Origin of the sequence: Acinetobacter sp. P8-3-8 (genome assembly GCF_000214135.1) — a bacterium.
Lineage (GTDB): Bacteria > Pseudomonadota > Gammaproteobacteria > Pseudomonadales > Moraxellaceae > Acinetobacter.
The window spans coordinates 1-13,419 of record NZ_AFIE01000008.1 but is presented as its reverse complement, the minus strand read 5'-3'; the positions used below and the strand labels follow the sequence as shown (position 1 = coordinate 13,419).

The 13,419-nt window shown below is 39.0% G+C and carries 14 protein-coding genes; 5 read left to right on the top strand and 9 right to left on the bottom strand.

What is annotated here, in order from left to right; translation table 11 throughout:
• Positions 1-18 precede the first annotated feature (18 nt).
• Positions 19-645 carry a hypothetical protein gene (locus GGG_RS0105515; protein ID WP_010112914.1) on the top strand — a complete coding sequence of 209 codons (627 nt, stop codon included), beginning with the start codon at positions 19-21 and terminating at the stop codon, positions 643-645.
• 91 nt (positions 646-736) lie between these two features.
• On the opposite strand, the gene GGG_RS0105510 is transcribed toward GGG_RS0105515, so the two are convergent.
• The 7 genes from GGG_RS0105510 to glnK all read right to left on the bottom strand — a co-directional run bounded on the left by GGG_RS0105510 (position 737) and on the right by glnK (position 6,989).
• Complete coding sequence (locus GGG_RS0105510) at positions 737-1,282, bottom strand: VTT domain-containing protein (RefSeq protein WP_010112913.1); 546 nt, start codon at positions 1,280-1,282, stop codon at positions 737-739.
• 109 nt (positions 1,283-1,391) lie between these two features.
• Positions 1,392-2,051, bottom strand: coding sequence for a riboflavin synthase (locus GGG_RS0105505; RefSeq protein WP_010112912.1), 660 nt, complete (start codon positions 2,049-2,051; stop codon positions 1,392-1,394).
• Between the two features lie 87 nt (positions 2,052-2,138).
• Positions 2,139-3,443, bottom strand: a complete 1,305-nt coding sequence (locus tag GGG_RS0105500; RefSeq protein ID WP_010112910.1) for a DNA adenine methylase — start codon at positions 3,441-3,443, stop codon at positions 2,139-2,141.
• The gene (ribD, locus tag GGG_RS0105495) at positions 3,440-4,549 is read right to left on the bottom strand and encodes a bifunctional diaminohydroxyphosphoribosylaminopyrimidine deaminase/5-amino-6-(5-phosphoribosylamino)uracil reductase RibD (RefSeq protein ID WP_010112909.1); all 1,110 of its coding nucleotides are present in this window, start codon (positions 4,547-4,549) and stop codon (positions 3,440-3,442) included. The genes GGG_RS0105500 and ribD overlap by 4 nt, the downstream gene beginning before the upstream one ends.
• 33 nt (positions 4,550-4,582) lie before the next feature.
• Positions 4,583-5,047 (bottom strand): transcriptional regulator NrdR, encoded by a 465-nt coding sequence (nrdR, locus tag GGG_RS0105490; protein ID WP_010112908.1) that lies wholly within the window; start codon positions 5,045-5,047, stop codon positions 4,583-4,585.
• A gap of 153 nt (positions 5,048-5,200) precedes the next feature.
• Entirely contained in the window at positions 5,201-6,583 is a 1,383-nt protein-coding gene (locus tag GGG_RS0105485) for an ammonium transporter (RefSeq protein ID WP_010112907.1), read from the bottom strand.
• A 67-nt stretch (positions 6,584-6,650) separates the two neighbouring features.
• Positions 6,651-6,989: a P-II family nitrogen regulator gene (glnK, locus tag GGG_RS0105480; RefSeq protein WP_004868205.1), complete on the bottom strand. Its 339-nt coding sequence runs from the start codon at positions 6,987-6,989 to the stop codon at positions 6,651-6,653.
• A 381-nt stretch (positions 6,990-7,370) separates the two neighbouring features.
• On the opposite strand from glnK, the gene GGG_RS0105475 reads away from it, so the two are divergent.
• The 3 genes from GGG_RS0105475 to GGG_RS0105465 all read left to right on the top strand — a co-directional run bounded on the left by GGG_RS0105475 (position 7,371) and on the right by GGG_RS0105465 (position 9,695).
• Complete coding sequence (locus tag GGG_RS0105475; protein ID WP_010112904.1) at positions 7,371-7,598, top strand: accessory factor UbiK family protein; 228 nt, start codon at positions 7,371-7,373, stop codon at positions 7,596-7,598.
• A gap of 71 nt (positions 7,599-7,669) precedes the next feature.
• On the top strand, positions 7,670-9,157 hold the full coding sequence (locus GGG_RS0105470; RefSeq protein WP_010112902.1) for a YifB family Mg chelatase-like AAA ATPase: 1,488 nt from the start codon (positions 7,670-7,672) through the stop codon (positions 9,155-9,157).
• A gap of 31 nt (positions 9,158-9,188) precedes the next feature.
• Positions 9,189-9,695, top strand: a complete 507-nt coding sequence (locus GGG_RS0105465) for a GNAT family N-acetyltransferase (RefSeq protein ID WP_029574462.1) — start codon at positions 9,189-9,191, stop codon at positions 9,693-9,695.
• 94 nt (positions 9,696-9,789) lie between these two features.
• Here GGG_RS0105465 and GGG_RS0105460 read toward each other — a convergent pair whose 3' ends face one another.
• Both GGG_RS0105460 and GGG_RS0105455 read right to left on the bottom strand, forming a co-directional pair.
• Entirely contained in the window at positions 9,790-10,560 is a 771-nt protein-coding gene (locus GGG_RS0105460) for a TorF family putative porin (RefSeq protein WP_010112898.1), read from the bottom strand.
• A gap of 454 nt (positions 10,561-11,014) precedes the next feature.
• Positions 11,015-11,752 carry a TorF family putative porin gene (locus GGG_RS0105455; protein WP_010112896.1) on the bottom strand — a complete coding sequence of 246 codons (738 nt, stop codon included), beginning with the start codon at positions 11,750-11,752 and terminating at the stop codon, positions 11,015-11,017.
• A 344-nt stretch (positions 11,753-12,096) separates the two neighbouring features.
• On the opposite strand from GGG_RS0105455, the gene GGG_RS0105450 reads away from it, so the two are divergent.
• Positions 12,097-13,392 carry an OprD family outer membrane porin gene (locus GGG_RS0105450; protein WP_010112895.1) on the top strand — a complete coding sequence of 432 codons (1,296 nt, stop codon included), beginning with the start codon at positions 12,097-12,099 and terminating at the stop codon, positions 13,390-13,392.
• Positions 13,393-13,419 lie beyond the last annotated feature (27 nt).

Here is a 13,419-nt window from a genome sequence, read left to right as displayed (position 1 = left end):
AAAACGAGGAGATGCGTGGTGACATTAAATGTCGGTCAAGATTTTAAAAAGCGTTGGTTAGATACGCCTGAGGCTGTACGCCAAACTTTTGTCGATGACCTCAATCGCATCTGTGACCTTCTAAGCCCTGTAACAGACATACAAAACTGGCTCAACAATGATCAGCGCCAAATGCAAATTGCACAACTTCAAGTTGAGCAAGCCTATGCCGATTTAAAAGCACAACTGATTGAAGAAGCACGTGTTCGTAAACAATTGGCTTTAGAAAAAGCTTTAGCTGAAAAACGTGCGCAACAAGATGCGTATAATCAACAATTACAACAAGATGAAATTCAACAATTTAAAGATCAACAACTGACTTTACAAAATCTACGCCAACATATTGATATTGAAATTTCTGAATACAGCGAAAAATACACGAAAAACCCAGATGTAGCAGCCATCGACTACGCCAGCGGTCAATTTAGAATAGATGATCGTCAAATCACTTCAGAATTAGAAAGTGTCCGTTTAAGACTTGAACTCGAAGCTGAAACACTGATTGAACAAACTGTGCAGGCTTTCCGTTCTAAATTAGAAACGGCTGCTAAAGAAGAAATTGAGTATATTCTTGCGAACTCGAATTTTTCAGCAGAAAAAAAGTAAACTGTCTTTGATCAATAGTCGGTAGATAACTACTGCCAAAAAAAGCCCAATCAGGGCTTTTTTATATGTATGGATCGTGATAATAAAACAATTAAAACGAAGCAATCAGCAAAGACAGTAAATTGCCTGCGCCATACCCCATTCCAAGTAGTAAAGCAATCCACACCCAACCACCTAAGATGTTATACAACATAAATACAGGCATTTTCATATGTCCTGCACCTGCCGCAAATGGCGCAAAAGAACGTACAAAAGGCACAAAACGAGCCACTAGAATGGTTTTACCACCATGCTTCACAAAATAATGATTGGTTTTTTTAATATATTCAGGCTTAAACCAACGTGAGTGTGCATGGAAAAATTTAAAACCTAAAACACGACCTGTGTAGTAATTAACGATATAACCCAATACAGAGGCGATAAATAATAACAGCCCCATATAATGTAAATGTACCGACTCTGCTGTAGAGCACAAAGCACCAATAGCGATCAGTAAACTGTCACCTGGTAAAAAGAACATAAATACGGAACCTGTTTCTGCAAAAATAATCAAAAACAGAATTGCATAAATCCAAAGCCCGTAATTTTCTAATAACGTAGGAAGTAATTGTTCTAAATGCAGTAAAAAATCAAGCAATACATAACTCTCTTCGATGAAGCATTTTTAATATATTAGTCTAATTTAACGACATAAATATAAAAAAACCTAAATAGATTAGGTTTTTTCTTCACATATTCGGCGCATATTACTTTAAAAAGCCATTTGCTGCCAAAAATTCCATGCTTAATTTTGATTCTGCTTTTTGTTCAGCAGCTTTATCACCCAACAATAAACGCTCAATATAACGTGCCAAAACATCTACTTCTAAATTAACTTTAGAACCAACTTTCCACGTTCCGATATTGGTACGTTCAGCCGTATGCGGAATTAAATTCAAACTTAAAACACTGCCACGCAAATGGTTAATGGTGAGGCTGATTCCATCTACAGTCACAGAACCTTTTTCTGCTAAATATTTAGCAATCTCCGCAGGTGCAGTCACTTCATAATAGATTGAACGTGCATCTGAACGAACCACGGTAATCTCACCGACTGCATCGACATGGCCACTGACAATATGTCCACCAAAACGTGTGGTTGGCAGCATCGCCTTTTCCACATTGACAGGTTGCCCTACTTTCCAATTTTCTAGCGTTGTGCGATTTAAACTTTCACGAGAAACATCGGCTGCATACCAATTGTCGCCCCATTCAATTACAGTGAGGCAAATACCATTCGTTGCTATCGAATCGCCTAAATGCACATCAGACATGTCTAAATCTGTATGAATACGTAAGCGTATATCTCCACCGACACTTTGTAAACTTTCAACTTTTCCCAAACTTTCAATAATGCCTGTGAACATAACTTTATCCTACTACCTCAGTGAATGAGGGATTCAAACCAATTCTCTAGTGACTATATTGTGTCATATTGTCTTTTTTAAAGGGTTTTACCAAAGCACCAATTGTGTACTTACACCCGAAGTATCTACGCCACCCAATTCTGCAAAATGGTAAAGCTGACCCAATAACTGACGTAATGGTGGACCAGATTTAGCATGTGTATCGGTAATCACGATAAACTCAAGCACACGTGCACGTTCTGACTGACGCTGTTTACTCACACGATAACGTGGTACATCCTGCGTCAGTAGCGTTACTTTGCCTCGTTTTAAATTGGCAGCCAATAAGTCTTTAGCTTCAATATTTCCATCCGTCGAATAGCTGGTCAAGATATAACGGGCGTTGATGGTTTCCAATAATTTCTCATACGCTTCTTGCGCATATTTTGATGAATTATATGGACTTGGACGTTCTTTACGCCATGCACGATCAATTCCGCTTTTAAATCCTTTGGTATCTGGGGTTGGTAAATCGACTTGATCCCAAAGTGTTAAAGAATTGAGTACATGATAATTACTGCTATAAGCATGTTGATTGTACGGCGGATCTAAATACGCCACATCAACTTCAAAGCCACTCATTTGATTGGCCAAATGCTGTGCATCTACACACCACATTTCAGCCATTGGCGTTTTTTGTTTATTATCACCGACTTCACTAAAACGACTCGGCGTAAGCCATAGCAATGATTCAATACGTTCCAAAGCAGTTTGCGTTTTACCGCCCCACCCATGATGGAAACTTTTGAATACACCACTGGTATTACTGACAAAACTTGCTGAATACAATAATGGTGCAAGCAAGGCACTCATTTCTACATCATCAATTGCACCCTGCGCTTGCCATGTCGCAATTTGCTGGCGAATGGCATCGATACGCATCCCATTACGGCGTTTAAAAAACAAACGATCACGAGCTGGATCGTAAATTTCATCATTGCGTGGGCACAAATTATGTGTCACCCAACCTTTGACTTCAGGTAAGCGATTGAGATAATCGATGGCTTTTTGATAGCCACCGAGTTCTTTAAATGCGGGCGCATCTGTACATGCAAGAATGGCATGATTCAATGCATGGCTATAAGGTTCCCAGTCATTGGCAATGACACGATACCCATTTTGACGTGCTAAACGAGAAACCACACCACTGCCTGCAAAAAAGTCTGCAAAAATTGGCGCACGTTTACTGCCCGTATTCAATGTTCCTGTAATTTCAAGTGCTTCAAGAATCAGATGTAACAAACGGCGCTTATTTCCCAAATAAGGAACAAGCTGATGAAACAGATATTCATCTGTTGTACGTGCAGCATGGCGGCGCTTGTGATAAACCGATGATGGTAACTCTGAATTCATACTGACTCTTGTGAAGGGATGAGTCTTAAGCGAATATCATCCCCCATTTGGCTGACGTCTATAAGCTTAAAACGAAGTTGTTGTGCCATAGATTCAAACTCTGCATTGAACATGGCACGTGCTGATTGTCCTAAAAAAGTAGGTGCAACGTAGCTGATCATTTCATCAACCAATCGTTCCTGCAAAAATGCCGTCGATAATGTTGCACCAGCTTCAACCAACACATCATAAATTTGTAAATCTTTTAAAGTCGCGAGCAAATCTTTTAAAGATTGAACAGCTAATTGTACCACGCCTAAATCTGCAAGTTCCTGACGAAATGGCCCCATGACCATCACTGTTTCAGGTTGCTGTAAAATTTGTGCTGTCAAAGGCAAACGCCCCTGACGATCTAAAATAATGCGTTTTGGCTGCACAATATTCTCAAGATCAATATTTGGCAGTGTGCGTACATTTAATTGTGGATCATCGGCTAAGACTGTTTCAATCCCTGTAATCACAGCACCTGAAATTGCTCGCCAATGTTGCACATCCTGTCGGGCTTCCGTACCAGTAATCCATTTAGATTCACCCGAAGCCATTGCTGTACGACCATCTAAACTCGATGCAACTTTTAAACGTACATAAGGCATGCCCGTTGCCATGGCTTTTAAAAAACCTTTGTTTTGCACTTCAGCTTCAGTTGTACAGACATCTGTAACCACTTCAATACCAGCGTCTTGCAGTATTTGTACACCCTTCCCTGCAACTAAAGGATTTGGATCTGCACAGGCAATCACGACCTTTGCCACGCCAGCTTCCACCAATCCCTTTGCACAAGGTGGAGTACGTCCATAATGTGCACATGGTTCAAGTGTGACATAAGCTGTTGCGCCACGCGCTTGTTCTCCAGCTTCTCTCATCGCAAAAACTTCAGCATGTGGACCACCGACTGGAGCCGTTGCTCCACGTCCAACGATCACACCCTCTTTCACAATCACACAACCCACAGCAGGATTAGGACGAGTTCGATAAATCGCTTTCTCAGCTTCTGCAATGGCTTGACGCATCCAAAATTGATCCGAATCAGATTCGACATGCTTCGCATTTTCGCTTAACTCAGACATAGCATTCCTGATAAATCATTTTTTGAAAATAAATTAATGGTCTTGGTCACGATGTTGCATTTGCTCAATTTGATGTCGGAATGCTTCTACATCTTGGAAATCCTGATAAACCGACGCAAAACGCACATAAGCAACATGGTCTAAAGCAAATAAAGCTTGCATGACAATCTCGCCAATGGTCCTTGAACGCACATCACGTTCACCCAAACGGCGGATTTGCAATTGAATATCACTCAATACCGTTTCAATTTGTTCTTGAGTCACAGGTCTTTTTTGTAAAGCGTGCATTAAAGAGCGGCGCAACTTCGCCTCATCAAATGGCTCATTTTTACCATCAGACTTGGTTACACGTGGCATCACGACTTCATAACTTTCAAATGTCGTGAAACGCTCACCACAATTAATACATTCACGGCGTCGACGAATCTGGCAGCCTTCCGCTGCCAAACGCGAATCGATCACTTTACTATCAGCGGCGTTGCAAAATGGACAATGCATAGTGGTTTAATTGAACAAAATTCGTGATTTTAGCTAGTGTAGCAAAAAAACTGGTTTTTGTTGAGCATTTCGCAAGATATGGAAAAAAAACAGCCCAAATGGGCTGTTTTACACAATATATAGTTATTGTTTTTAAATTATATAGTTGGCGTATTATTCAATACGTTCACCGTGTTGACTTAAATCAAGACCCATACGCTCATCATCAGATTCAACGCGGATTCCAATCACAACATCGATGATTTTGAGTAGGATGAATGTCGCCACTGCTGAGTAAGCAATCGTTGCCAATACACCTTCTACTTGTACCCACAATTGATGCATCATATCGGTTGGTGCTTTATCACCCATGATGAATTCACTAGCAAATACAGCCGTTAAGATTGCACCTACGATACCGCCTACACCATGTAAACCAAAGGCATCTAAAGAGTCATCTGCTTTAAGGATACGTTTAAGACCTGAAATCCCCCAAAAGCATACAACACCACCGATTAAGCCCATGATGAGTGCGCCACCTACAGTGACGAAACCTGCTGCTGGTGTAATCACCACCAAACCAGCAACTGCACCTGATGCTGCGCCCAATACAGAACCTTTACCGCGTACGATTTTTTCAACGATTAGCCAAGCAATTGCTGCTGCTGCTGCTGCAACTTGCGTAGTCACCAATGCATACGCTGCTGAACCATTTGCACCCAACGCTGAACCGCCGTTGAAACCAAACCAGCCAACCCAAACAAGGCTTGCACCTAAAACAGTGAGCGCTAAGTTATGCGGTGCCATAGATTCTTTGCCCAGGCCCATACGCTTACCGAGTAAATAAGCTGCAACTAAACCAGCAACACCCGAGTTAATATGAACAACTGTACCGCCCGCAAAGTCAAGCGCACCATCATTCATTAACCAACCGCCACCCCATACCCAGTGTGCAATTGGTGCATAGACCACAATTACCCAAACTGTAATAAACGCAATCCAAGCACTGAATTTCATACGATCAGCAACTGAACCACTGATAATCGCAACAGTGATAATCGCAAAAGTCATTTGGAAAATAACGAATAAGATCTCAGGAATCGTACCACTTAAGGCATCTGTGGTTATCCCAGACAGCATGACTTTGTCTAAACTGCCGATAAAGGCATTGCCTTCACCAAAGGCCAGTGAATAGCCAATCACGATCCAAACTACACTGACTATAGCTGCTGCGGAAAAACTATGCGCCATGGTACTAAGCACATTTTTCTTACGTACCATACCACCGTAGAATAGTGCTAAACCAGGAATGGTCATGAGTAGAACAAGTGCAGTTGAAGTTAATATCCAAGCTGTATCACCTGTATCCGCTTTTGGTTTTTCTTCTGGTGTTGCAACAGGTGCAGGCGTCACTTCAGGAGCTGCAACTGCTTCTGTTGCCAAAGTATCACTCGCAGCAACTGCTGCTGTAGGCTCTGTTACAGTTTCTTCTGCCCACGCAACTGATCCACCAAGAAGTGCGCCAGACAGGCTGAGCGCTAGTAGCATTTTTTTCATTCGTATCCCCCAACCTAATTTTGTAAATTATGTATCTATGTACATAACCAGCAAACTTCGTGCCAAATTAAACAGCGTCTGGACCTGTTTCACCTGTACGAATACGGATGACTTGCTCTAAATTCGTCACGAAAATTTTTCCGTCACCAATTTTTCCAGTGCTAGCAACACGTGTAATTGATTCAATCACTGAATCAACCATGTCATCGCTGATCGCGATTTCGATTTTTACTTTAGGTAAGAAATCAACAACATATTCTGCACCACGGTAAAGTTCAGTGTGGCCTTTTTGACGACCGAAACCTTTTACTTCAGTTACGGTAATCCCTTGAACGCCAATTTCAGACAATGCTTCACGCACGTCATCTAATTTAAACGGTTTTACTATTGCAGTTACGAGCTTCATATTGTTTTCCTTCGGCTTATTTCACCAGTAAGGTTTTATGTTCAATTTTCATGCCAATCTTCCTAGCGGTTGGGGATGCTCATCGGATTAACATGATTGCCTTTATAACCTATTCTATCCATATAGGTGAAGTTTGAGCTTTAAAAAACTGAAAATTTATACATATTTTTTACGATTCAATGGTGAACCACAGACTTTTTTTATTTTATAAATTTAAAACAATAAATACTGAAACTCCATTACATCTAAGCTTGAAACAGCTTTGTAGCATAGCGACGGTGCTTGGTTATCTGATTTTTATCTTTGAAGCGATGATTCCTAAAGCAAAAAAAAATGAGAAATGCTACACTCGCGAAAGACTATAACATTAGCGGATTTCTCATGATTGAAACATTATTACAAGCAATATTAGAACAAGTCGATCAACCTAAAAAAGATTTAGAACATAATTTACGTGCATTACTCAACGAAACCGTCACCAAAATGGATATTGTGTCCAAAGATGAAATTGAACGTCAAAAAACTGCACTAAATAATGCCAATTTGCGTTTAAATGAATTACAAGCACAAGTAAAAGCACTTGAAGTATTAATTCAAAAAAATAGTTAATAGTTTTTGCACAAACTTAGTGCAATAAGAACAATAAAACGATTAAAAATAAAGCAAATTGGAAAATAATAATGTCTTTTGCAAAAATTTATACCCGAGGTTTGCTTGGATTACATGCACCTTTAATTGAAGTTGAAGTCCATGTGAGTGCAGGGCTGCCGTCTTTGACTATTGTTGGCTTAGCTGAAGCCGCAGTTCGTGAAAGCAAAGATCGTGTGCGTTCAGCCATTATTAACAGTGGTTATCAATTTCCAACCAAACGCTTAACCATCAATCTTGCACCAGCAGATTTACCCAAAGATGGTTCACGTTTAGATTTACCCATTGCTTTGGGAATACTCATTGCAACGGGACAACTGCCTGAAAATGTCACAGATGATTTTGAATTTATTGGTGAATTGGCTTTAGATGGTCACTTACGCCCTACAACAGGAACACTCACCATTGCCATGGCATGTCAAATGGCAAAGCACCAACTGATGTTGCCAAAAGAAAATGCTGATGAAGCAGCGCAATTGCCTGAATTCAAAGTTTTTGCAGCAAGCCATCTCAAACAAGTCTGTGAGCATTTTTTAAGTTCGCAAAAAATCGAAGCAGCCATTTCGCAAAAAAGCATACATTCACAACAATATAAATTTGATTTAGCCGATGTCAAAGGACAACTACGCCCAAGACGTGCTTTGGAAATTGCAGCAGCAGGCGGACATTCCATTTTATTTAGAGGGCCACCGGGTACAGGCAAAACGCTTTTGGCATCACGGTTGCCCAGTATTTTACCGGCTCTCAATGCTCAGGAAAATTTAGAAGTTGCCAGCATTTATTCGATTGCCAATATGCAGCACCATTTTGGGCAGCGTCCTTTTCGAGCGCCTCATCATACAGCGTCTGCAATCGCTTTGGTTGGTGGTGGCTCACATCCAAAACCTGGGGAAATTACACTGGCCCATTTAGGCGTTTTATTTTTAGATGAGTTGCCTGAATTTGACCGTAAAGTTTTAGAGGTTTTAAGACAACCCTTAGAATCTAAAGAAATCGTGATTTCTCGTGCATCTCGTCAAATCACTTTTCCTGCGAATTTTCAATTGATTGCAGCAATGAATCCGTGCCCTTGTGGTTATGCATTTAATCAAGACAGTCGTTGCCAATGTTCTGCGGAAGCCATTAAACGTTATCAGAATCGGATTTCTGGCCCTTTACTGGATCGAATTGACTTACATATTGATGTACCCCCCTTAAAAGCTCAGGAATTACAAGATTCACAAGTTGTAGAAAATTCAGCGGTGGTCAGAGAGCGTGTGATTCAAGCCTTTGATTTCCAAATACAAAGACAAGCTGGTTTAAATCATGCACTTTCTCCAAAAGACTTAGAAGTACATGCTGTTTTGGATGATACTTCGAAAAAAATGATTGAAATGGCACAACAACGTTTAAATTTATCTGCACGTGCATATCATCGTATTTTACGTGTTTCACGCACCATTGCCGATTTGGCACAGAGTGAAGAAATTCAAAGCACCCATTTGACTGAGGCTTTGTCTTATCGTGGTACTCAATCTTAGCTTTTGAAAATTTAAACAGGATAAAAATATGCTGAATTTAATTTTAAGAAATGAACAAGATCAAGATGTTGATGCTATTTTCAAACTGACGGAGTCTGCTTTTAAAAATGCCGAACATACAGATCATACTGAACAATTTATTGTCAATGCGCTAAGAAAGATGCAACAACTCACCCTTTCAATGGTTGCTGAACATGATCAACAAATCATTGGGCATGTTGCGATTTCACCTGTAGAGATTTCCTCGGGCGCATCAGATTGGTATGGTTTAGGCCCAATTTCTGTTGCACCTGAATATCAACAGCAAGGTGTTGGTTCAGCGTTAATGCACGCTGTATTAGAACAGTTAAAACAACTTGGCGCAGCGGGATGTGTAGTTTTAGGCGATCCTACATATTATTCAAAATTTGGTTTCAACGTTATTCCAAATTTAACTTTAGCGAATGTACCTGCTGAATATTTTCAAGCCCTTTCTTTTGATCAAACCTTCCCACAAGGTGAAGTCAAATATTCTCCAGCCTTTACAGCAACTCAATAATGTAAATTCATTATTAATGGTGATACGCAAAAAACAAAAGGTGACATATCGTCACCTTTGGTTTAGTACATTGCTTTTATCACTGGTTTTAAAATTAAAATGCTTTGGTCAATGTAAATACTGCACCTGTTTCAACACCACGCTTAGTTGAATCAGTCATATCTTTGGTATCAATATTGGTACCAATCGCAGCAAGCTCAGCCGTTACAGTTGGAATAGACTTAAAGGTATACGTTACACCAGCTTTCCAATCAACATAGTTATCATCGCCATTAAAGTCATACTTGTCATCATCAGTAACAACGGTATAACCAACATTTGCAACGCCACCAAAACCAGTCGATCCAAATGGTATAGAATAACCAACATTAACATTCCAACTGTCTGCATCTGCACCAGCATAGTCATTTGTATAATTGATATTGGTTAAAATGCTATCACCTTCTGCAAATGCATTTTTAAAGATCAATTTACCGTACAGCTCAACCCAATTAAGATCACTTGCACTCGGATAGCTATAATACCAAACCCCAACATCTAAAATTGGCTTGCTCGCAAAACCATCCAATGATGTTGAATAACCAATGAAAGGGTCAAGTTCTAAATGTGGGTCAGGCGATCCAAAGTTTACATTTGAACCCCAAAGACCCGCATATAAACCTGAATTGTGCGACAAGGTAAAGCCTGCTTGTACTGCTGGATCATTCCCTGTTTGTGTAATCCCACGATAACGATAATCGCTGGTTACAGCAGCACTACCAGAGAAACTTAAACCTAATTTTGAAAGCGTATCATCTTCTGCCATCGCCATTGTTGCTGTCGTTGACAAAACTGCTAATGTTAATGCTTTAGTTGAGAATTTCATCTTGAGTGCTCCCCCATCATTCGATGTATATTTGTTTTGCTAAAATTTAATAAACTCGATATTTGCTTAGCAATCGTCATGCCAAGTTTTAATAGACTTGTAATAAAAATATTTACAAATACACAAGTATTTGTTTTTTATTGTTTAATTTTAAATTAAAATAGTTAAACCGCTTATCTACTTAGCACCAAAGTTTCAATTTCAACAAGCAACACAACCAGAGGTTTTGTATCAATCGACTTGTAAGCATAAATGTAAACGTGGAGTCATATTTCTAGCAACGGTATACATTTCCTATTTATAAGTACCCAATTGAAAATAAAACCCAATAAAAATGAGCGTGTTAAATTGTATTTGGTTTTATTTTTTAATCTAAAATCAATATTCTTCTTTAAAATGCTTAAAAAAAGTGCACTGCTGTCTGCAACAATGCACTTTTAAAGAGATCTATCCACTAAAAATTATAGCTTAGAGCAAAGACCACATTATTCTCAAAATCTTCGCCTAAACGATCTTCACCACCAAGCACATAATCCAAACTGGCTGAAACACCCGAATCAGCAAATGTTTTACTGATCCCGAATCGAGCTTCATTAAAAGCAAAATCTTTTTTAGTTTGGACAATATCATCATCATGACTACTGTTATATGCCGAAGCACCTAGCACTGTATTTAAAATAAAATCATGGGCTAAGGGCTGACTATAAGCTGCACTAAAATACAGATCTCCTGCATTAGCAGAAGAGGCATCGGCCAAGATCATAGACGTACTAAAGCTTAAATTTTTATAAACCAACTCACCCAATACATCAAAAGCTGTCGTTTTACGTTGCGTATTTTGATCTGCATAAACAGATCCGCCATTTTGATAAATATAAGCTGTGGTTTTTAGGTTATAGCTCCAATTTTGTGCGATTTGTTGTCCATAAGATAAGTAAATATTATGTTCAAAACCATGATCTTGTGTTTCATCGGAAGGATCATAATCTAAAGTTGAACCCCAATACCCGATAGAAACGCCACTTTTATGCGCATATTCCAATCCACCTTGTATTGCGAGGTCATCATTTTCGACACCACCATGATAAATATATTTTGAGACGAAGCCGATGTTTCCAGAGAAAAGCCCCTGTGCTACAGAATTATGTGATTCTTCAGCAATTGCTGAGCACGAAAGTACTGCTATAGGCATAGCCCATAGTATTTGAGAGAACGTTATTTGCATTAAAATGAGTGCGAACAGGAGAAAATAAAGTTGAATTTTACTGTGCTTTTGAACTTCTAGTAAAAAAATTATGAATGTTAATTCATCATTTTTCTGAATATTTTCTATATTTCTCTAAATTTCATTAATTTATACATACTTATACAGTTTTTTCATAAGCTAATGACTTTATATTGGATAAATATATTACAAAAATGAAATATTTTTGATCAAAAGTGATTCCATTTTTATAGATTAAATATACAATTCATCCATTATCTGTTCTGAATTCAGTCAGTGATTACCATATTCTCTCGCTTACGAGGAAACACATGCTTAAAGCTACAAAACTTACTTTAGCGGTATTAATTAATGCTGCCATTATTGCCCCAGCATTTGCTAGCGAACAAAGTGAAGCAAAAGGATTTTTAGAAGACTCAACAGGATCTATTTTATTCCGCACGGGTTATATCAGCCGTGACTACAAAAATGTTGCACCAGATACAGACAAAAGCTCTTTTGCTCAAACAGCAATTGTTAATATTGATTCTGGTTTTACCAAAGGTATCGTTGGTTTCGGTGTTGGCGTAGTTGGTGATGGTTCATTTAAAATTGGTGACAATAACCATTCTGGTAACAACATGATCCCACGTGATGATGAGGGTAATCCTTATGATCATTGGGCGCGTGGTGGTGCAAATGTTAAAGCTCGTTTCTCAAATACGACTGTACGTTACGGTACTCAAGTTTTAGACTTGCCTGTACTTGCAAGCAATACAGCTCGTTTAGTTCCTGAATATTTTACAGGTACTTTAATAACAAGCCATGAAATCAAAGATCTTGAGCTTATTGCTGGTAAATTTACTAAAAACCAATATTCAGACCAAATTGCAACAGATCAAAACAAACTAGATGATGCTGTTGTTTGGGGTGCTAAATATAAATTTGATGATCAATTAAATGCATCATATTATGGTTTAGATTCTAAAAATGCTTTAGAACGTCATTATGTAAATGCAAACTATAAATATCCTCTTGCAAATCAAAGTTCATTAACATTTGATTTCAGTGGTTATCACACTGAATGGGATAAAGACGCTTCTACTTACTCATCGACCAAAGGTGATACCAATGTAGATGATCGTAGCAACAATATCTGGGCATTATCAGGTACTTATAACCAAGGTCCACACTCTGTAATGTTGGCTTACCAACAAAACACGGGCAATACGGGTTATGACTACGGTGCGAATGCAGATGGCGGTCAGTCGATCTATCTTCCTAACTCATATTTATCTGATTTCATTGGCAACCATGAAAAATCAGCGCAACTTCAATATAACTTAGACTTCGGTGGCTATGGCGTACCTGGTTTAAATTGGACGACTGCGTATGTTTATGGTTGGGATATTAAAGCGGTGAGCAATGGTGTTGTTACTGATGATAATGCCAAAGAAAGCGAATTCTTTAACCAAGTGAAATATACAGTTCAATCTGGTTTTGCTAAAGATGTAAGCTTCCGTGCACGTTATTCACACTTACGCGCAGACCAAACGTATAACAACGTTTATATGCCAGACACCAATGAATGGCGTTTATTCCTTGATATTCCTGTGAAATTATTTTAATTCACACTCATTCAAGTGATAAAAAAA